Below are 19,827 nucleotides of genomic sequence, written 5' to 3'. Positions count from 1 at the left end.
AGACCATGACAGAAATCACTTCGCCACCGCCGCTCTACAGCAGCGCCCCGTCGTCCTCTGCCAATGGGATGGATGACAAGGGTGTCCTCAGCTCGGACTTTGACACTTTTCTCAAGATGCTGACCGTCCAGGTCCAGAACCAGGACCCTCTGAACCCCGTGGACTCGACGGATTATGCGACTCAGCTTGCGACTTTTTCCTCGGTAGAACAGCAGGTTCTCACAAATGACCTGTTGCGGGAGGTCAGCGCCTCGCTGACCGGGAATGCCCTGCAGGAACTCAGCAGCTGGATCGGGATGGAGGCACTGGTCCGAGCGCCGGTCCTGTTTACCGGAACACCGATCGCGGTCCGGCCCGAGTTCGCGGAGGACGCGGATGCGGCGACGCTGGTGGTCAGGGATGGAAATGGCGATGCGATCCAGAGGTTCGACCTCGACCTGTCGCAGGACGAGGTCTACTGGACCGGGACTGACGACACCGGCGCGGCCCTGCCGGCGGGCATCTACAAGTTCGAGGTGGAAAGCTACAAGGACGAGGCCAAGCTCGATACCATCGTGGCCCAGGCCTACAGCCGGGTGGCTGAGGTGAGGCAGGATGGTGAAACGCTTGTTCTTCGCATGGCGGATGGTACGGAACTTGACCCCGGGCAGATCGACGGATTGCGCGCGCCGATGAATTGACCGACGCCCTGATGGCGTCGGTTCAGCGCCGCATGGAAGACTGCTGCACTGCGACGGGCCAAGACCGTTCTCGGCCGTCTGCATGTGAATTGGGCGGGCTTTACGGCAACATCTGGCGAATCATCGCCGATCCGGGAAGTCGCCGACTATGCTGACTGTACGACAAAACCAACCACCTGAAAAAAATCAGAAAATTGTGGCGTTGATGGAAAGATGAGGTTAAGCTCAAACCGGTCGCAACGAGGCCGCTTCAGGCTGTTGTTGCTGATTTGACGCGCATTTACGCAAGTGCAGCAATGATTTCAGGTTCGTCGGTTATTTGTCATTTGAACGCGAAACGGTTTGTGTGTACGTTCACTCGTGTCGGGCGCGACGCGTCCAAGCCTGTACAGATTTGGAGAGAAACATGAAAAAGCTTTCGATCATTGCTGCATCTGCAGCGATCGCAGCTGCAGCAGCCGCCCCGGTGGCCGCTCAGGAAAACACCCAAGACCCGTTCGTTTCCTCGGCTGGCGACGATGTTATGCCGCTCGTCGTGATCGGCGGCATTGCAGCGATCATCGCCATTGCTTCGGCTTCGGGCACCGACTGATTTCGTCGGACAGAGTTTCATGGAAAACGGCGGCCTTTGGCCGCCGTTTTTCTTTTCCGGGTCTTTCTGGTCGATGCGGCGTCGGTCCACGCCCAACCGGTAGCCAAAGTCAGCCGAGCAACGTCCAGCTCAGAACCGCTGCAGCGCCGATCAGGACGCCGATCCCGGTCCAGCCAAGGCGTGAGGGCCAGGGATTTCGTGCCGGGGTGGCTTCGGGCTGTGATTGCCGGATAAGGGCGGCCTCTACCAGTGTAGGCAACCTTGGGCCGAAGCGGGCCATGACCAAGGCAGTTTTCCACAGATCCTTGGCCGCGGCCCGCGGGCCGATCGACTTCTTGATGTAGGCCTCGACAACCGGCTGCGCGACCTTCCAGATGTTCATTCGCGGGTCGAGCGAGCGCGCCACACCCTCGACCACCACCATCGTCCGCTGCAGGAGGATCAACTCGGTTCGGGTTTCCATTCCGAACCGCTCTGTCACCTCAAACAGGTAGGCCAGCAGCTTGCCCATCGAGATGCGCGTCGCGTCCATCCCGAAGATCGGCTCTCCGACCGCGCGCAGGGCGCGGGCGAATTCATCCACGTCGCGATCCGCGGGGACGTAGCCAGCCTCGAAATGTACCTCGGCAACGCGCAGGTAATCGCGCTGGATAAAGCCAAAGAGGATCTCGGCGTAAACCCGGCGTGTATATTCATCGATATGCCCCATGATGCCGAAGTCATAGGCAATGATGTCCCCGTTCGCCGCGACCTTGAGATTCCCCTGGTGCATGTCGGCGTGAAAGAACCCGTCGCGCAAGGCGTGGTTCAGGAACAGCTGCAACACTCGTTCCGACAGGTTCACCCTGTTGTGCCCTGCGGCATCCAGTGCGTCGTTGTCGCCCAGTGCCACGCCCTCGACCCAGCCCATCGTCATCACACGGCGTCCGGACCAGGCCCATTTGACCTCGGGCAGGGCAAAGCCCTCGTCATCCTTTGTATTGGCTTCGAACTCGCTGGCCGCCGCGGATTCCAGGCGCAGGTCCAGCTCGCCCATGACCACGCCTTCGAAATGGGCGATCACGTCCGTCGGCCGCAGGCGCCGCGAGGCGGGTGAGAGCAACTCGATCATGTTGGCGGCAAAGTAGAAGGCGTCGATGTCCTTGCGAAAGGCGCGTTCGATCCCCGGCCGCAGCACCTTGACGGCCACGGTTTCGCCAGTGTCTGCCAGCGTCGCCTTGTGCACCTGCGCGATCGAGGCGGCGGCGACGGGTTCGCTGAAGGCAGAGAAAATTTCGTCGACCGGCAGACCCAGCTCTGCTTCGACCTGCGTCTTGGCGGCCTCGACGGGGAAGGGGGGCAGCTTGTCCTGAAGGACGCGCAGCTCTTGTGCCATCTCGTCGCCGACCACGTCGGGCCGGGTCGACAGGATCTGGCCGAACTTGATGTAGGCGGGGCCCAGCGCGGTCAGTGCGCGGACCACCGGGGGCATCGCCGGATCGCCCTCGTCGCCCAGCCAGCGGAAAGGCCGGCCAAGGACGCGGGCGGCCACGCGCAGCGGTGCGGGGGCCTCCAGCGCGTCCAGAACGGCCCGCATCGCGCCGGTGCGTTCCAGGGTGGCGCCGGTGCGGATCAGGCGCCAGATGTTGTGGGGGCCGCGCACCTCAGATTTTCCAGCCGGAGTGCAGACAGGCGACACCCATCGTCAGGTTGCGGTACTTGGCATTCTCGAATCCCGCAGCCTTGACCATGTCGAGAAAGGTATCCTGGTCGGGAAAGCGGCGGATCGATTCCACCAGGTACTGATAGCTGTCGCGATCCTGCGCGATCACCTGCCCTAGGCGCGGGATGATGTTGAACGAGTACAGGTCATAGGCCCATTGCATCAGGTCGTTGGGAATCTGGGAAAACTCAAGCACCATCAGCCGTCCGCCGGGCTTCAGCACGCGGAAAGCCTCGTTCAGGGCCTCTTGCGGGCGGGTCACGTTCCGGATGCCGAAAGAGATCGTGTAGACGTCGAATGTGTTGTCGGAAAAGGGCAAGGCCATCGCGTCGCCCACCACCCAGTCGAGCGAATCGACCATCGCCTCAGCCTCGGCCCGCTTGCGGCCCTCGACCAGCATGGGTTCGGTCAGATCCAGCACCGTGGCATGTCCGCTGCCGGCGCGTTTCAGGAACCGAAAGGAGATGTCCCCGGTCCCGCCGGCCACGTCCAGCAGACGTTGGCCCGGACGCGGAGCCAGCCAATCCATCATCGCATCTTTCCAGATCCGGTGGATGCCAAAGGACATGGCGTCGTTCATCACGTCATACTTGGAGGCAACAGAGCTGAAGACCCCCTGGACCCGTCCGGCCTTCTCGCTTTCGGGCACCTCGGCATATCCGAAATGCGTCGTTTTTCCGGTCTCTTCGCTCATGGCCCTTGCCGTTCTCGATTGCATTGCTTTCTTATAGGGCGCCGCCGGGGCGATACAACGCGAAGGACCATACCCGATGCCCGAATTGCCCGAAGTCGAGACAGTCCGTCGCGGGCTGGCCCCGGTCATGGAGGGGCAGGTGATCGCACAGGCTCGCGTCAACCGCCCCGATCTGCGCTGGCCCTTCCCCGAGAACATGGCCGACCGGCTGACCGGCACCCGGGTCGAACGCTTGCGACGCCGCTCAAAATACATCCTCGCGGACTTGTCGAGCGGTGAGACGTTGCTGATTCACCTGGGCATGTCGGGGCGGATGCTGGTTTCGGGCGATCCGCTGGGTACATTCGTGCATGACCACCCGGCGCCCGAGAAACACGATCACGTCGTGTTGGACATGGGACAGGGCGCGCGTGTCACCTTCAACGATCCACGCCGCTTCGGGGCGATGGACCTGATGGACACCGCAGAGGCAGAGCGGCACCCGTTGCTGGTCAGCCTCGGCCCCGAACCGCTGGGCAACGGGTTCAGCGAATCCTACCTGTCGGGGATGCTGAAGGGGCGCAGGACGCCGATCAAATCGGCCCTGCTCGATCAGAAAATCATCGCCGGATTGGGCAATATTTACGTTTGCGAGGCTCTCTACCGGGCCCGCACCCACCCGGCACGCAAGGTCAACCGGATCTCCGAAGCGCGGCTAGGAGCGCTGGTTCCGATCATCCGCGAGGTGCTGCAGGATGCCATTGCCGCAGGTGGATCGTCGCTGCGGGATTTCCGACAAGCCGATGGAGAACTTGGATATTTCCAGCACAGTTTCGATGTTTACGGGCGTGAGGGTGCGCCCTGCCGCAGCGAGGCCTGCGCCGATACGGTGCGCCGGATCGTGCAGTCGGGGCGGTCGTCCTTCTATTGTGCAAGCTGTCAAAGATAACTTGAACCATGTGAATGAAATGCTAAGGCTTGGCCCTTGACGGAACCGGACGGAGCCCAAACACATGGCCTATGAGACGATCATCGTCGAAATAGAAGACCACGTCGCCACCATCAAACTGAACCGCCCCGATGCCATGAATGCGCTCAACTCTCACCTGCTGGGAGAGTTGTCCGAGGCGCTGGCCGAGGCGGACAAGAACGACAAGGTGCGCTGCATCATCATCACCGGCTCGGCCAAGGCCTTTGCCGCCGGTGCCGACATCAAGGAGATGTCGGAGAAAAGCTACGTCGAGATGTTCCTGTCGGACTTCTTCGGCCGCGAGGGCAACGCCATCACATCGACCCGCAAGCCGATCATCGCGGCCGTTGCGGGCTATGCCCTGGGCGGTGGCTGCGAGCTGGCCATGATGTGTGATTTCATCATCGCCGCCGACAATGCCAAGTTCGGCCAGCCCGAAATCAACCTGGGCGTCATGCCCGGCCTGGGCGGCACCCAGCGCCTGACGCGCTTTATCGGCAAGTCCAAGGCGATGGACATGAACCTGACCGGGCGTTTCATGGATGCCGAAGAGGCAGAGCGCGCCGGGCTGGTCAGCCGGGTTGTCCCCGCCAAGCAGCTGATGGAAGAGACTCGCAGCGCGGCCGAGAAAATCGCCGAAAAGTCGATGATCTCTGCCATCGCCTGCAAGGAATCGGTGAACCGGGCCTACGAGACGACACTCTCCGAAGGCCTGCTCTTCGAACGTCGCCTCTTTCACGCGCTGTTCGCGACTGACGACCAGTCCGAGGGCATGGCCGCCTTCGCTGAAAAGCGTACCGCGCAGTTCCGCGACCGCTGAGTCGCGCGCTGCCCGATTCCCCCGGGAAACGGGCAGCCGGGAAGAAAGACCTTGCCCGATGACGGGCGCTCTTGTATAGGCGCCCGTCATACATGCGCGTGATGCCCGCTTTGGCAAGAATCGGTTCGGCACGGGATGCCGTTCGTCGGCGTTGCGCAATTCTTGAACACATCATCGTCGGCAGACGACAACAGCAGGATCGATCACATGGCAAACACGCCCCAGGCCAAGAAACGCGCCCGTCAGAACGAAAAACGCTTCGCCGTGAACAAGGCGCGTCGCTCGCGCATCCGCACCTATCTGCGCAAGGTCGAAGAGGCCATCGCATCGGGTGATCGCGACGCCGCAACCGCCGCCCTGAAAGCCGCCCAGCCCGAGCTGATGCGTGGTGTGACCAAGGGTGTTTTCCACAAGAACACTGCCTCGCGGAAGATTTCGCGCCTCGCATCGCGGGTCAAGGCACTGGGCTGAGCCCAATCACCATCTGGTATGCCAATGAAAGGACGCCACTATATGTGGCGTCCTTTTTGCGTCTATAACCATTTGATCACACACGGGATTCTTTTCGGCGAAAGACCGAGTCAAGCTGTAGTTTCGGTTGCCGGTTCTTCACGAAGATTGCTAATTTCAGCAGGCGAGCACGACTCGCAGGGGGGACAAGGCTGCCGGTTGCACTGCGCCGATTGGGGTGTGTGCAAACCTGTTTGTCAGGGCGTTGGGTCGCTTCTGTCAAACGATCGGGGAAAATCCCCGGCCGTGTCCAAGGAATAGACATTGCGGGTCGCTGCACAGCGCGCCGAACGGGACTGCCGGGGCGTTTTTGCGACCGAAACCAGGGGTCACTCCCTCACCTTTGCGTCTGCGCAAGGGACGGTTTCGCTGTTCCTCCTGCAAGCAAGCCCGCCGCCGACAGGCGTTCGGTGTGGGGATCGAGGAACGAGGACAAAACGGCAGATGACCGAAGAGCAATGGGGGGTCTTGCAGGACCAGATCTGCAAGGCTATCGGGCAAAACAATCATAAGACATGGATCGTACCGCTGCGTTTCGCGGGGTCGACCCCCGAAGGAACGGTGACGCTGCAGGCGCCCACCAATTTCTTCAGCACCTATGTCACGCAGAATTACGGCGACCAGCTGTTGGAGCACATCATGTCGGTGTCGCCCCGCGTGCGTCGTCTGGACATCAAGGTGGCCTCGGCGATGACCGAGACCGAGACGCGTGCCGTTGCGCAACAGGCGCCCGCCAATGCCGAGCCGGCTGCCGCGCCTCAGCCCGCGGCCCGTGGGCATCTGCCCGGCGCGCCTCTGGATGCGCGTTTCACCTTTGACACCTTTGTTGTCGGCAAGCCGAACGAGCTGGCCCATGCCGCGGCCAAGCGCGTGTCCGAAGGCGGCCCGGTCACCTTCAACCCGCTGTTCCTTTATGGTGGTGTCGGCCTTGGTAAGACGCACCTCATGCACGCGATTGCGCATGAGCTGACCCAGCGCAATCCGCACCTGGCCGTTCTATATCTTTCGGCGGAACAGTTCATGTACCGCTTCGTGCAGGCCCTGCGCGAACGCAAGATGATGGACTTCAAGGAGATGTTCCGATCCGTCGACGTGCTGATGGTCGATGACGTTCAGTTCATCGCCGGCAAGGATTCGACCCAGGAAGAGTTCTTTCACACCTTCAATGCGCTGGTCGACCAGAACAAGCAGATCATCATCTCGGCCGACCGTGCCCCGGATGAGATCAAGGACCTGGAAAACCGCATTCGCTCGCGCCTGCAGTCCGGCCTTGTCGTGGATCTGCATCCGACGGACTACGAACTGCGCCTTGGTATCCTGCAAAGCAAGGTCGAAGGTTATCGCGCCATGCACCCGGATCTGGTGATCGACGATGGCGTTCTCGAATTCCTCGCCCACCGGATCAGCACCAACGTCCGCGTGCTCGAAGGTGCCCTGACCCGCCTGTTCGCCTTTGCCAGCCTTGTCGGCAAGCCGATCAACATGGACCTTGTGCAGGACAGCCTGGCTGATGTGCTGCGCGCCTCCGAACGCAAGATTTCGATCGACGAGATCCAGCGTAAGGTGGCCGAGCACTACAACATTCGCCTCAGCGACATGATCGGCCCCAAACGGGTGCGCAACTTTGCCCGTCCGCGGCAGGTGGCCATGTATCTCTGCAAGCAGCTGACCTCGCGGTCGCTGCCGGAAATCGGCCGCCGGTTCGGTGGGCGCGACCACACCACGGTGATGCATGGCGTCAAGCGGATCGAAGAGCTGCGCCTGCAGGATGGACAGATCGACGAGGACGTCGAGATGCTGCGCCGGGCGCTCGAAGCCTGACAGGCTGTGGAAAAAATGCGGCGCGCCGGAACTGGTGCGCCGCAACGCCTTGACGCCTAGGCAAAAGCGCAAGACAAATCGTGAAAACCGACTTGGAGTGCGGGCCAGCGCAGGCTAGGCTGCGCCCCCGGGCGTTGCGGAGAGGGTAGGGCGATGAAATTCAGCATGGAACGGGCGGCGCTCTTGCGCGCGGTCGCGCAAGCGCAATCGGTCGTGGAGCGGCGCAACACGATCCCGATCCTGGCCAACGTCCTGATCGAGGCCGAGGGCGAAAACGTCACCTTCCGCGCCACCGATCTGGACATCGAAGTGCTGGACCGTGCCGTGGCGCAGGTCGAAAAGGCGGGGGGCACCACGGTTTCCGCCGTGACGCTGCACGAAATTGTCCGCAAACTGCCCGATGGGGCGCTTGTGACACTGGCTGCCGACCCGGGTTCGGGCCGCCTGTCGGTCTCTGCGGGACGGTCGCATTTCTCGCTGGCAACCCTGCCCAAGGAGGATTTCCCGGTCATGGCGACCTCGGAATACGACTGCAATTTCTCGGCCAAGGCCGAGGTGCTGCGTCGTCTCTTCGACAAGTCGAAATTTGCCATTTCGACCGAAGAAACCCGCTATTATCTGAACGGTGTCTACATGCATGTTGCGGACACAGCGGACGGCAAATCGCTGCGCTGTGTCGCGACCGATGGCCACCGCCTGGCCCGGATCGACGCGCCCCTGCCCTCCGGTGCCGAAGAGATGCCGGGCGTCATCGTCCCGCGCAAGACCGTGGGCGAGCTGCGCAAGCTGCTGGACCAGGACGACATGGACATCGCCGTGTCGGTTTCGGAAACCAAGGTCCGGTTCGCGACGCCCGACATCACCCTGACGTCCAAGGTGATCGACGGCACCTTCCCGGATTACACCCGCGTGATTCCCAGCGGCAACACCCGCCAGCTGGAGGTGGACGCGACCGAGTTCGCCAAGGCCGTGGATCGTGTGGCCACCGTGTCCTCGGAACGCTCGCGCGCGGTCAAGATGCAGCTGGACGAGGATCGGCTGATCCTTTCCGTGAATGCGCCCGACAGCGGTGCTGCCGAGGAAGAACTGGCCGTGTCCTATGGTGATGAGCGGTTGGAAATCGGGTTCAACGCCAAGTACCTGCTGGAAATCGCCAGCCAGGTGGACCGCGAGAATGCCGTGTTCCTGTTCAACTCCTCCGGCGACCCGACCCTGATGCGCGAAGGCGGCGACGAAAGCGCGGTTTACGTCGTCATGCCGATGCGGGTCTGACGAGAGACGATTTTTCGCCGAAAAATCGTCTCGTCTCATGCCGCTCGCCCTGACCCAGCTGACCCTGTCGCATTTCCGCTCGCACCGCATGGCGCGGGTGGCGGTGGATCCGCGTCCGGTGGTGATCTTTGGCCCGAACGGCGCGGGAAAGACCAACCTGATCGAGGCGGTTTCGCTGTTCTCTCCGGGGCGCGGGATGCGCCGGGCCTCGGCGGCGGAAATGGCGCGGCGGCCCGAAAGCCTGGGATGGAAGATCTCCGGGCAGTTGACCGGCCCGGAAGGCCAGCACGAGATTACCTTTACCTCGGAAAACGGCGGTGCGCGGCAGGTCACGATCAACGACAAGTCTGCCAGCCAGATCGCGCTGGGCCGGATCGCCCGCACCGTCTGGCTGATCCCGGCGATGGACCGGCTGTGGATCGAGGGGGCCGAGGGGCGGCGGCGGTTTCTTGACCGGCTTACCCTGTCTTTCTATCCCGATCATGCGCAGGCGTCTCTGGACTATGAAAAGGCCATGCGCGAACGCAACCGCCTGCTCAAGGAAGAGGTGCGCGATCCGCACTGGTACATCGCGCTCGAATCCCAGATGGCCCGCGCAGGGGCTTTGTTGACAACCAACCGGCAAGAGGCCCTGGCCCGGTTGCAGGCCGCGCAGGCCGAGGCAGAGACCGCCTTTCCCGCCGCCGACCTGGAGTTGGTGCAATCCGAGGGCAGCCTGCCGCAGACAGAGGCCGACTTGCGCGATGCCCTGGCCGAAAGCCGGTTCCGCGACATGTCTGCGGGGCGCGCTCTGGTCGGCCCCCACCGCAGTGACCTTTACGGCGTGTTTGCGGCCAAGGGCGTGCCCGCGTCGGACTGTTCGACGGGCGAGCAGAAAGCCCTGCTGATCTCGCTGATCCTGTCGAATGCCCGCGCCTTGGCGCAGGATTTCGGTGCCGCACCGATCCTTTTGCTGGACGAGGTCGCGGCGCACCTGGATGCGACCCGTCGCGCCGCGCTTTACGATGAAATCTGCGGGCTGGGCGCACAGGCCTGGATGACCGGCACCGGGCCGGAACTCTTTGCCGAGCTGGGCGACCGCGCGCAGCATTTCGAGGTCACGGAAGAGGGGGGCGAAAGCCTGGTCCGGCGCCATGATTGACGTTATCGCGGAACATGCGCTGACCCGAGAAGACGAGGCGCAGATCGCCAAGTTGCTCCGCGCCTCTTTCCCAACGGATTTTGGAGGGCGCAGCTTTTTTCAGCAGCGGCCTCACCTGCGGGTCGTCTGGCGCGATGGCATGATCCTGGGCCATGTCGCCCTGTTCTACCGAGCCATACGCGTCGATGGGCAGTTGATCGACGTCATCGGGCTGGGGGATATCGCAACGGCCCCGCAGGCGCGCGGGCGGGGCATTGCAACGGCCCTGCTGGATCGCGCCCTCGCCATCGGCAAGGACAGCAACGCCCAATTCGCGCTGCTCTTCGGGGAACGCAGGCTTTATGACCGGGCCGGGTTCCGTCTTGCCGCGAACACGTACATCCGCATCGACATGACCGGCGCCCGGACCGGCGATGTCGCCCGGGTCCAAAGCCGATTTCTGCGCGTTCTTCCGCTGACCGGTGCCCCCTGGTCCGATCACTCAGAGCTTGACCTGCTGGGACCGCTGTTCTGACGGTCGAAATCCTGTAGAAGTTGCGGGATACCCCTGCCGGAGACCCCCATGATCGACCCGGTCGATGCCAAGATGAAGGCCCTGATCCGGGCCAAGCTGGACGAGATCGCCCGCGAAGAGGCGGTGCACATCCTGCTTGCGGTGGAAAGCGGGTCGCGCGCCTGGGGCTTTCATTCCCCCGACAGCGATTACGACGTACGGTTCATCTATGCGCGCCCGATCGACTGGCACCTGAAACTGGGCAAGAAACGCGACGTGATCGAAAGGCCCATCGACGATGAACTGGACATTTCGGGTTGGGAGCTATCCAAGGCACTGACGCTGGCGCTGGGGTCCAACGCGGTCATTGCCGAATGGCTGCAATCCCCGGTGGTCTACGGGGCGGATGATGAGGCCGTGCAGCGCCTGTCGGATTTCGCGGCCCAGGCACTGGACCGGAAATCGGTCAGTTGGCACTATCTGTCGCTCTTGCGGCGGCAGGAGGCGCGCTTGATCGGCCCGGACGGACGGCCGCGGCTCAAGCGATTCTTCTACATCCTGCGCCCGGCCCTGGCCCTGCGCTGGATGCGGCTGACCGGGAAACCCATGCCGCCGATGGACATGGCGCGCCTCCGTGCGGGCTGTGATCTGGACCGCGAGACCGAGGCCGCAATAGATGATCTGATCGTCGAGAAGATGGCCGCGCCCGAGAGCGCCACCTCCCACGATCCGGACCCGCACCTGACCGATCTGATCGCCGCGGAAACCGGCATGGCGGAGCAATGGCTGGCCTCTGCGAGTAGCGCTGAAAAACGCCCGCTGCGCTCGACGGCGGACGCGCTGCACCGGGATCTGACGCTGACACGATTCCCCCTTTAGGGGATTACCAAATATTGTGTCCGTCGCGTGACAATCCCCCGCTAAACCTCTATAACTTGGGCCAAAATAACAAAGGATCAGGCGATGTCCGACCAGCCCGCGGCGCCGAGTGAGTACGGCGCCGATTCCATTAAGGTTCTCAAAGGCTTGGAGGCGGTGCGCAAACGCCCCGGCATGTATATCGGTGACACCGATGACGGCTCGGGCCTGCACCACATGGTCTACGAGGTGGTGGACAACGGCATCGACGAGGCGCTGGCCAAACATGCCGACTATGTCCATGTGAAAATCCATGCCGACAGCAGCGTGTCGGTGCGGGACAACGGGCGCGGGATTCCCGTCGACATCCACTCGGAAGAGGGGGTTTCGGCGGCCGAGGTCATCATGACCCAGCTGCACGCCGGCGGGAAGTTCGACCAGAACTCCTACAAGGTGTCGGGCGGTCTGCACGGCGTCGGCGTTTCGGTCGTCAACGCGCTGTCCGTCTGGCTGGAGCTGCGCATCTGGCGCAACGGCAAGGAGCACTTTGCCAAGTTCGAGCACGGCGAGACCACCGAGCACCTGCGCGTTGTCGGCGATGCCGAGGGCGAGACCGGGACCGAGGTCCGCTTCCTGGCCTCTACCGACACGTTTTCCAACCTCGAATACAGTTTCGAGACCCTGGAAAAGCGCCTGCGCGAACTGGCTTTCCTGAACTCCGGCGTGCGTATCATCCTGGAAGATGAGCGCCCCGCCGAACCGATCAAGACCGAGCTGCACTACGAGGGTGGCGTGCGCGAGTTCGTCAAGTATCTCGACCGGTCCAAGCAGGCCGTGATGACAGAGCCGGTCTACATGGAAGGCGAAAAGGACGGCATCGGGGTCGAGGTCGCGATGTGGTGGAACGACAGCTACCACGAGACGGTGCTGCCCTTCACCAACAACATCCCGCAACGAGACGGCGGCACGCACCTGGCCGGGTTCCGTGGCGCGCTGACCCGCACAATCCAGAAATACGCCCAGGAGTCGGGCATCGCGAAGCGCGAGAAGGTGAATTTCACCGGCGACGACGCCCGCGAGGGGCTGACAGCCGTGCTGTCGGTCAAGGTGCCGGATCCCAAATTCAGCTCGCAGACCAAGGACAAGCTGGTCAGCTCCGAAGTGCGCCCGGCGGTCGAGGGGCTGATGAACGAGAAACTGGCCGAATGGTTCGAAGAGAACCCGCAGCAGGCCAAGCAGATCGTCGGCAAGATCATCGAGGCCGCGCTGGCCCGAGAGGCGGCGCGCAAGGCCCGAGAGTTGACCCGGCGCAAGACTGCGATGGACGTCAGCTTCAACGCGGCCAAGCTGAAGGACTGTTCCGAAAAGGATGCCTCCAAGACCGAACTGTTCCTGGTCGAGGGGGATTCGGCCGGTGGATCGGCACAGACCGGGCGCGACCGGCGCAACCAGGCCATCCTGCCCCTGCGCGGCAAGATCCTGAACGTGGAACGCGCGCGCTTCGACCGGATGCTGGGCAGCCAGGAGATCGGCAACCTCGTGATGGCCTTGGGCACCGGGATCGGGCGGGATGAGTTCGACGTCTCGAAGCTGCGCTACCACAAGATCATCATCATGACCGACGCCGACGTCGATGGCGCGCATATCCGGACGCTGTTGCTGACCTTCTTCTACCGGCAGATGCCGGAGCTGATCGAGGGCGGATACCTCTACATCGCGCAGCCGCCGCTGTACAAGGTCGCGCGCGGCAAGTCCGAGGTCTATCTCAAGGACCAAACCGCGCTGGACGACTACCTGATCCAGCAGGGGATCGAGAATGCCCAGCTGAACCTCAGCTCGGGCGAGGTGATCGTGGGACAGGACCTTGTCCGCGTGGTCGAGGAAGCACGCCAGCTGAAGCGCGTGCTGGATGCCTTCCCCACCCATTACCCGCGCCATATCCTGGAACAGGCCGCCATCGCAGGCGCCTTTGTTCCCGGCGCCGTGGATGCCGACCTGCAAGGGGTGGCCGACAAGGTCGCTGCCCGGCTGGACCTGATCGCGCTGGAATACGAACGTGGCTGGAACGGTCGGATCACCCAGGACAAGGGCATTCGCCTGGCCCGTATCCTGCGCGGTGTCGAGGAGGTTCGCACGCTGGACGGCCCGATGCTGCGCTCGGGTGAGGCGCGCAAGACCGGCAGCTTTACCGAGAGCCTGCAGCACATCTATGGCACACCGTCCACGCTGGAACGCAAGGATCGCCGCCAGTTGATCCACGGACCGCTCGACCTGCTCAAGGCCATCCTTGACGAGGGCGAAAAGGGCCTGACCCTGCAGCGTTACAAGGGTCTGGGGGAAATGAACCCTGATCAGTTGTGGGAAACCACGCTGGATCCGGATGCACGGACGCTGTTGCAGGTCACGATCGACGACATGGCCGAGGCGGACGACCTGTTCACCAAACTGATGGGTGATGTCGTGGAGCCGCGCCGAGAGTTCATTCAGCAAAACGCTCTGACGGTCGAGAACCTCGATTTCTGAGGTTTCCTTGCCTCCGGACCGGGGAATCACCCTGGTCCGGAGCAATGCTCAAACCCATAAACGACCAAAAATGAACATTTTGTTCAAACTGGACCACCCACGAGACGGCGAACCCTATGATTATTGGCTTTGTAAAGCCTTGTAGCAACCGGTTTTGCCTATAAAACAGCTAATTGTGGGGCAACCGTGCATCTTTAACGTGGCCGGGATCACAACACCGATCCGCACAGGAGAGCCACGAAATGACCCGTTCACAGTTCAACCGCCGCACATTCCTGGGGGCATCCGCAGCCGGCATGGCCTATCTGTCGGCCGGAGGACCGGCGGCGGCTCAGGACCGGACGTTCCGGTTTATCACGCCCTTCAGCTTTTCCCTGTCCTTTGCCTCGGTCCTCTACGGTGACGCGGCCGGGTATTATGCCGACGAAGGACTGGACATGCAGATCCAGGCGGGCAAAGGCGCGGCCATGGCCGCCCAGATGGTGCTGGCGGACCAGATGGATTCCGGCCGAACCGGCGGCACGAACTACATCCTGTCGCGGGTCAACAACGGCGCGCCGCTGATCTCGATCGCGACCATCGCCCAGCTTTCGCCCTTCTTCCTGATCTCGTCGTCGGAAAACCCCGTCAATGCCGTGACCGATCTTCCGGGCCGTACGGTGGGTATGGCCTCGCTGGGCGGTTCGATGGAAGGCACGCTGGATCTGCTCATGCTCAGCGGCGGCGCCTCGCCGGATACCGTCGAAAAGGTGAAGGTTGCGGACACCGCGGCCTCTTTCGCACTGATCGAGGCGGGCCGTGCCGGTGCCTTCATCGGCAACACCTCGTCGATGATCAAGGCCAAGGCGGCACGCGACAATGTGGTGGCAATCCCGATGGATGACGGTATGCCCGGGCAGGTCTACGTCGGCCGCCCCGACGACGTCGAGACGAACGTGGACAAATACGCAGCATTCCTGAAAGCGACCCATCGCGCCGCACTGGAAATCGCACAGTCCGACGATCTTGAACCGATCCTCAAGGCCATCGGCGACGCGCATAGTGTTCGCGGTCTCGACGATGTCGAGGTCGCCAAGCTCGACCTAGCCACCAACGCCCAGAACTGGGTCGCCAAGGGTGAGGAAAACCTCCTGCGCAACATCCCCGAGGTCTGGGAAAACGCCGTCAACCTTCTCGGCTCTGCCGGAATGATCGAAGGCAACCCCGATCCCAAGTCGCTTTACACGAACGCGGCGCTCGACAAGGCTATCGGGTGATGCCCTTTGACGCGAGACAGGACAGGATGGAAATCAATGTTTCCGGTCTGACCAAGGTGTTCGGTGACGGCCCCAGCGCCGTCACCGCCATCAAGGATGCCGACCTGACTATGGAACGGGGCGAATTCGTCTCGCTCCTCGGGCCGTCCGGTTGCGGCAAGACCACGCTCTTGCGCATCGTCGCGGGACTGGAATCGCCGACCGAAGGTACCGTTGAAATCCGCGGAAACGCAGTTTGGAACGGCACTCGCCGGTCTGCCGCAGCAACGCGGCCCGTGTCGATGATGTTCCAGGAGGCACGGCTGTTCCCCTGGTTCACCGTGGTCGAGAATGTCGCCCTGCCGTTACGGATCGCGGGCGTCGGCCGCAAGGAGCGCCTCGAACGCGCAACCGCGATCTGCGAGACCGTCGGCCTGAAGGAGTTTCTCCATCACCGGCCCAATGCGCTGTCCGGCGGGATGCGTCAGCGGGCCTCTCTGGCGCGTGCGCTGGTGACGGAACCGCAACTCTTGCTGCTGGACGAACCCTTTGGCGCCCTCGATGCCATGACGCGCGACGCGCTCAACATCGAGTTGATGGATGTCTGCGCCCGGGCCAACGTGACGACGATCCTCGTCACGCACTCGATCTCAGAGGCCGCCTTCCTGTCGGATCGCGTGGTTGTCCTGGCGCCGCGTCCGGCACGGATCACGGCGATGATCGACATGCCGTTCGACCGTCCGCGCGGCTTGGAACTCCAACAGTCGATGGCATTCCAGAAAATGGTCGGAGAATTGCGCCAAAAGCTGAGTGAGGGCGAATGATGTCGGAACGCACGCTCAAGATCGCACTGCCCGCGATTTCAGTCTGCCTCTTTCTGGTTGGCTGGTCCTTTTACGTTCGCACAGCGGAAGTGTCTGCTTTCGTTCTGCCACCGCCTGAGGCCATCCTCGTGGCACTTATCGAAATGGTGCAGACGCGCGAACTTTGGGACCATGCGCTTGTGACCGTGACAGAGGCGGTTTCCGGCTTCCTGATCGCCGTGGGCCTTGGCATCAGCCTGGGGTTCATCATGGCGCGGATTCCTCCGGTGGAATGGGCGGCCAAGCCCTTTATCGTGCTGCTGCAGCTGATCCCCAAGATCGCGCTGGCGCCGCTGTTCATCCTGTGGTTCGGATTTGGGCTGGAATCCAAGATCGTCATCGCGGCGGCACTGGCGTTTTTCCCGGTCTTTTCCAACGCGCTGCAGGCGTTCAAGTCGGTCGAACCGGGGGACAAGGACGTCTTCACCATCCTGCAGGCAAACCCGGTGCAACGGTTCTACCTGCTCGACGTACCCTCTGCCCTGCCGGTGATCCTGACCGGGACAGAGGTCGCCGTGGTGCTGGCGATGATTGGCGCCATCGTGGGTGAGTTCATCGGCGGCAACGAAGGTTTGGGCTACCTGGCCGTGGCGCATCTGCAGAACCTCGCGGTCCCCGAGCTTTTTGCCGTCATTGTCATCCTGGCGATGGTCGGCCTGCTGCTCTACACCTTGATCGGCCGTTTGCGGCAGAGCTTTTCGGCCTGGCACGTCTCGTCGGAGACGGCCTGAGACCCGTCAGCAGACGGGGCAGCCCATCTTTCGGGTGGGCGCCACCACCTGCGCCTGGCCTTCGCGGGCCAGGCGTATCATCCCCCCGGCCACGTCGATGACCTCTCGGTCGATATGATCGGCCAAGGCCCTTGCGGCGCGGCTGGACCTGTTGCCGGACCGGCAGACGATCAGGATTTCATCCGCCATTTCCAGATCCTTGCCCAAGGCCGATACGAACTCTTCCGCAGACCGCCAGGAATGCAGGCGTGCGCCCGGCAAAACCCCGGTGTCCTTCCACTCGTCCGGTTCCCGTATATCCACCACGAGCCGCCCGTCGCGTGGGGCAAGATCCGCCACAGGGCGGGCTTCGGACACCGCCTTGCTGTCACCGCTGCTGCGGGCCCAAAGGCCAAAGGCGAGGGAGGAAAACAGAATGGCCAGGCCGGCGATGGTTGTGCGTCGGGACATGTCGATCTCAAACGTATCTTAATTTATAGATATGATATGGCCCAAATCCGATAAAGTCCAAGCCTGTTGGACCAATCACGCTGACTCAAGGTCTGACACATGGCCGCAGGCACAGCCTTTCCCGGCAATGCGACACTGTATACGGCTGCATACTGTAGACGCGCCCCTCTGCTTCGCCTATGGAGGGGCCAACCGTCACCTCTGCTGAGAAAGGCCGGACACATGTCTGATTCCACTCCCGACATCATCTACACCAAGGTCGACGAAGCACCCGAGCTGGCCTCGGCCTCTCTGCTTCCGATCATCCAGAAATTCGCCGCCGCCGCTGGCGTTTCCGTGGGCACCAAGGACATCAGCCTGGCAGGCCGGATCATCGCCACCTTCCCCGAGGTTCTGACAGAAGACCAGCGCCAGTCCGACGACCTGGCCGCATTGGGAGAACTGGTGAAAAAGCCCGAGGCGAACGTCATCAAGCTGCCGAACATCTCGGCCTCGGAACCGCAACTTGTCGCCGCCGTCAAGGAACTGCAGTCGCAAGGATACGCGCTGCCCGATTATCCCTATTCCCCGTCCACCGACGAGGAAAAGGCCGTTCGCGCAAAGTATGACACCATCAAGGGGTCGGCCGTGAACCCGGTCTTGCGCGAAGGCAACTCGGACCGCCGCGCCGCCGCGGCCGTCAAGAAATTCGCGCAGAACAATCCGCACCGGATGGGCGAATGGACCGCCGACAGCAAGACGCGCGTCGCCTCGATGCCGGGCGATGACTTCTTTGCCAACGAAGTGTCCGCCACGCTGCCCAAGGCCGCGACCGCCAAGATCGTCCTGGAAACCGCCGGTGGCGAAACCGTTCTGAAAGAGGGCGTGTCCTACCCCGAGGGCACCGTCGTCGACGCGACCTTCATGTCGGCCGCCGTACTGGATGATTTCCTGGCGCAGGAGATCGAGAAGGTGAAGGCCGACGGCACGCTGTTTTCGCTGCATATGAAGGCGACGATGATGAAGGTCTCGGACCCGATCATCTTTGGCCACGCGGTCAAGGCATGGTTGGCACCGGTGTTCGAAAAGTACGGCGACGAGATGAAGGCGCTGGGCGTGAACCCGAACGCCGGCATGGGCGACCTGCTGAACCGTGTGAAGGACAATGCCGAGATCATGGCGGCCATCGAGGCCGTGCGCGCCGAGCGTCCCCCGATGTACATGGTCGACAGCGACAAGGGCATCACCAACCTGCATGTTCCGTCCGACGTCATCATCGACGCGTCCATGCCCGCGCTGATCCGCGCCGGCGGCAAGGGCTGGGGCCCGGATGGCAAGGAACACGACACCACCTGCGTGATCCCCGACAACTGCTATGCACCGGTCTATGACGAGGCGATCGAGTTCTTCAAAGCCAACGGCAAGCTGAACCCGGCCACCGCCGGCACGGTGCAGAACTTGGGTCTGATGGCGCAGAAGGCCGAGGAATACGGCAGCCACCCGACCACCTTCGAGATTCCGGAAGACGGCACCGTCAAGATGGTCCTCGACGACGGCACCGTGCTGCATTCGCACGCCGTCAAGGCGGGTGACATCTGGCGGTCGGCCTCGGCCCGCAAGGCGCCGATCGAGGACTGGGTGAACCTGGCCATCGAACGGCAGAAGGCGACGGGCTATCGCGCGATCTTCTGGCTGGACGCAACCCGCGCCCATGACGCCGAGCTGATCGCCTACGTCAAGCCGATCCTCGAGGCGAAGGGCGTGGCCGACAAGTTCGAGATCATGGCCCCGCGTGAGGCAACCCGCGCCAGCCTTGAAACCATCACCAAGGGCGAGAACACCATCGCCATCACCGGCAACGTGCTGCGCGACTACCTGACCGACCTCTTCCCGATCCTCGAACTGGCGACCTCGGCCAAGATGCTGTCCATCGTCAAGCTGATGAACGGCGGCGGCCTGTTCGAGACGGGTGCCGGCGGTTCTGCCCCGAAGCACGTCCAGCAGCTGCAGGCGGAAAACCACCTGCGTTGGGACTCGCTGGGCGAGTTCTGTGCGCTGGGTGAAAGCTTCAAGTTCCTGGCCGATGCGCGGGACAATGCCAAGGCGCGCGTGCTGGGCGATGCGGTGGAAACCGCGACGCAGGGGATCCTGGACAACGACCGCAGCCCGTCGCGCAAGGTGGGTGAGCCCGACAACCGCGACAGCCACTACTGGTTCGCGCGCTACTGGGCCGAGGCGCTGGCGGCACAAGGCGAGGACGCCGAACTGGCCGCGCATTTCGCACCCATCGCCAAGGCCTTGGCCGATGGCGAAACAGCGATCACCGGTGAACTGGCGGCGGCGCAGGGCAGCGCGGCGGACCTGGGCGGCTACTACCACGGTGATCCGGCCAAAACCGCATCCGTGATGTGCCCCTCGGCTACGCTGAACGCGATCATCGGATAAGGCACTGACATGCAAAATGAAAACGCCCGCCGGAGCGATCCGGCGGGCGTTTTTCGTTGCGCGATGCGG

At 62.7% G+C, this 19,827-nt stretch carries 18 protein-coding genes; 15 read left to right on the top strand and 3 right to left on the bottom strand.

From position 1 onward, the window contains the following. Nucleotides 1-5: 5 nt before the first annotated feature. A complete protein-coding gene (locus tag BLQ71_RS16560) occupies nt 6-680 on the top strand; it encodes a flagellar hook capping FlgD N-terminal domain-containing protein (RefSeq protein WP_074622506.1) in 675 nt (224 codons plus the stop codon). 406 nt (nt 681-1,086) lie between these two features. Then, nucleotides 1,087-1,272, top strand: coding sequence for a hypothetical protein (locus tag BLQ71_RS16555; RefSeq protein WP_043142951.1), 186 nt, complete (start codon nt 1,087-1,089; stop codon nt 1,270-1,272). 109 nt (nt 1,273-1,381) lie between these two features. Here BLQ71_RS16555 and ubiB read toward each other — a convergent pair whose 3' ends face one another. Both ubiB and ubiE read right to left on the bottom strand, forming a co-directional pair. Then, a complete protein-coding gene (gene ubiB, locus BLQ71_RS16550; protein ID WP_074622505.1) occupies nt 1,382-2,914 on the bottom strand; it encodes a 2-polyprenylphenol 6-hydroxylase in 1,533 nt (510 codons plus the stop codon). Between the two features lies 1 nt (nt 2,915). Then, a complete protein-coding gene (gene ubiE / locus BLQ71_RS16545) occupies nt 2,916-3,668 on the bottom strand; it encodes a bifunctional demethylmenaquinone methyltransferase/2-methoxy-6-polyprenyl-1,4-benzoquinol methylase UbiE (protein ID WP_074622504.1) in 753 nt (250 codons plus the stop codon). A gap of 76 nt (nt 3,669-3,744) precedes the next feature. Between ubiE and mutM the strand changes: the two genes are divergently transcribed. From mutM to BLQ71_RS16485, 12 genes are all read left to right on the top strand, one after another. Further along, on the top strand, nt 3,745-4,596 hold the full coding sequence (mutM, locus tag BLQ71_RS16540; protein WP_074622503.1) for a bifunctional DNA-formamidopyrimidine glycosylase/DNA-(apurinic or apyrimidinic site) lyase: 852 nt from the start codon (nt 3,745-3,747) through the stop codon (nt 4,594-4,596). A gap of 64 nt (nt 4,597-4,660) precedes the next feature. Beyond that, the gene (locus BLQ71_RS16535; protein ID WP_043142961.1) at nt 4,661-5,437 is read left to right on the top strand and encodes an enoyl-CoA hydratase; all 777 of its coding nucleotides are present in this window, start codon (nt 4,661-4,663) and stop codon (nt 5,435-5,437) included. A 207-nt stretch (nt 5,438-5,644) separates the two neighbouring features. Continuing rightward, on the top strand, nt 5,645-5,908 hold the full coding sequence (gene rpsT / locus BLQ71_RS16530; RefSeq protein WP_043143140.1) for a 30S ribosomal protein S20: 264 nt from the start codon (nt 5,645-5,647) through the stop codon (nt 5,906-5,908). Between the two features lie 483 nt (nt 5,909-6,391). Further along, nucleotides 6,392-7,768, top strand: a complete 1,377-nt coding sequence (dnaA, locus tag BLQ71_RS16525; protein ID WP_069211196.1) for a chromosomal replication initiator protein DnaA — start codon at nt 6,392-6,394, stop codon at nt 7,766-7,768. Nucleotides 7,769-7,921: 153 nt separating this feature from the next. Then, nucleotides 7,922-9,040: a DNA polymerase III subunit beta gene (dnaN, locus tag BLQ71_RS16520; RefSeq protein WP_043142965.1), complete on the top strand. Its 1,119-nt coding sequence runs from the start codon at nt 7,922-7,924 to the stop codon at nt 9,038-9,040. Nucleotides 9,041-9,077: 37 nt separating this feature from the next. After that, nucleotides 9,078-10,181: a DNA replication/repair protein RecF gene (recF, locus tag BLQ71_RS16515; RefSeq protein ID WP_074622502.1), complete on the top strand. Its 1,104-nt coding sequence runs from the start codon at nt 9,078-9,080 to the stop codon at nt 10,179-10,181. Continuing rightward, entirely contained in the window at nt 10,174-10,695 is a 522-nt protein-coding gene (locus BLQ71_RS16510) for a GNAT family N-acetyltransferase (RefSeq protein WP_074622501.1), read from the top strand. Before recF ends, BLQ71_RS16510 begins: the two co-directional genes overlap by 8 nt. 48 nt (nt 10,696-10,743) lie before the next feature. Beyond that, nucleotides 10,744-11,553 (top strand): nucleotidyltransferase domain-containing protein, encoded by an 810-nt coding sequence (locus tag BLQ71_RS16505; protein ID WP_074622500.1) that lies wholly within the window; start codon nt 10,744-10,746, stop codon nt 11,551-11,553. A gap of 84 nt (nt 11,554-11,637) precedes the next feature. Further along, nucleotides 11,638-14,055 (top strand): DNA topoisomerase (ATP-hydrolyzing) subunit B, encoded by a 2,418-nt coding sequence (gene gyrB / locus BLQ71_RS16500; RefSeq protein ID WP_074622499.1) that lies wholly within the window; start codon nt 11,638-11,640, stop codon nt 14,053-14,055. Nucleotides 14,056-14,297: 242 nt separating this feature from the next. Next, a complete protein-coding gene (locus BLQ71_RS16495; RefSeq protein ID WP_198548554.1) occupies nt 14,298-15,311 on the top strand; it encodes an ABC transporter substrate-binding protein in 1,014 nt (337 codons plus the stop codon). Nucleotides 15,312-15,337: 26 nt separating this feature from the next. Further along, on the top strand, nt 15,338-16,114 hold the full coding sequence (locus BLQ71_RS16490; protein WP_198548555.1) for an ABC transporter ATP-binding protein: 777 nt from the start codon (nt 15,338-15,340) through the stop codon (nt 16,112-16,114). Further along, nucleotides 16,111-16,884, top strand: coding sequence for an ABC transporter permease (locus BLQ71_RS16485; RefSeq protein WP_074622497.1), 774 nt, complete (start codon nt 16,111-16,113; stop codon nt 16,882-16,884). The genes BLQ71_RS16490 and BLQ71_RS16485 overlap by 4 nt, the downstream gene beginning before the upstream one ends. A 6-nt stretch (nt 16,885-16,890) precedes the next feature. On the opposite strand, the gene BLQ71_RS16480 is transcribed toward BLQ71_RS16485, so the two are convergent. Further along, nucleotides 16,891-17,334: a rhodanese-like domain-containing protein gene (locus BLQ71_RS16480; protein ID WP_074622496.1), complete on the bottom strand. Its 444-nt coding sequence runs from the start codon at nt 17,332-17,334 to the stop codon at nt 16,891-16,893. 222 nt (nt 17,335-17,556) lie between these two features. On the opposite strand from BLQ71_RS16480, the gene BLQ71_RS16475 reads away from it, so the two are divergent. Then, complete coding sequence (locus BLQ71_RS16475) at nt 17,557-19,758, top strand: NADP-dependent isocitrate dehydrogenase (RefSeq protein ID WP_074622495.1); 2,202 nt, start codon at nt 17,557-17,559, stop codon at nt 19,756-19,758. Nucleotides 19,759-19,827: the final 69 nt, after the last annotated feature.

Origin of the sequence: Antarctobacter albus (assembly GCF_900101505.1) — a bacterium.
GTDB lineage: Bacteria > Pseudomonadota > Alphaproteobacteria > Rhodobacterales > Rhodobacteraceae > Antarctobacter > Antarctobacter albus.
This window is presented reverse-complemented; position numbering and strand designations above follow the sequence as displayed.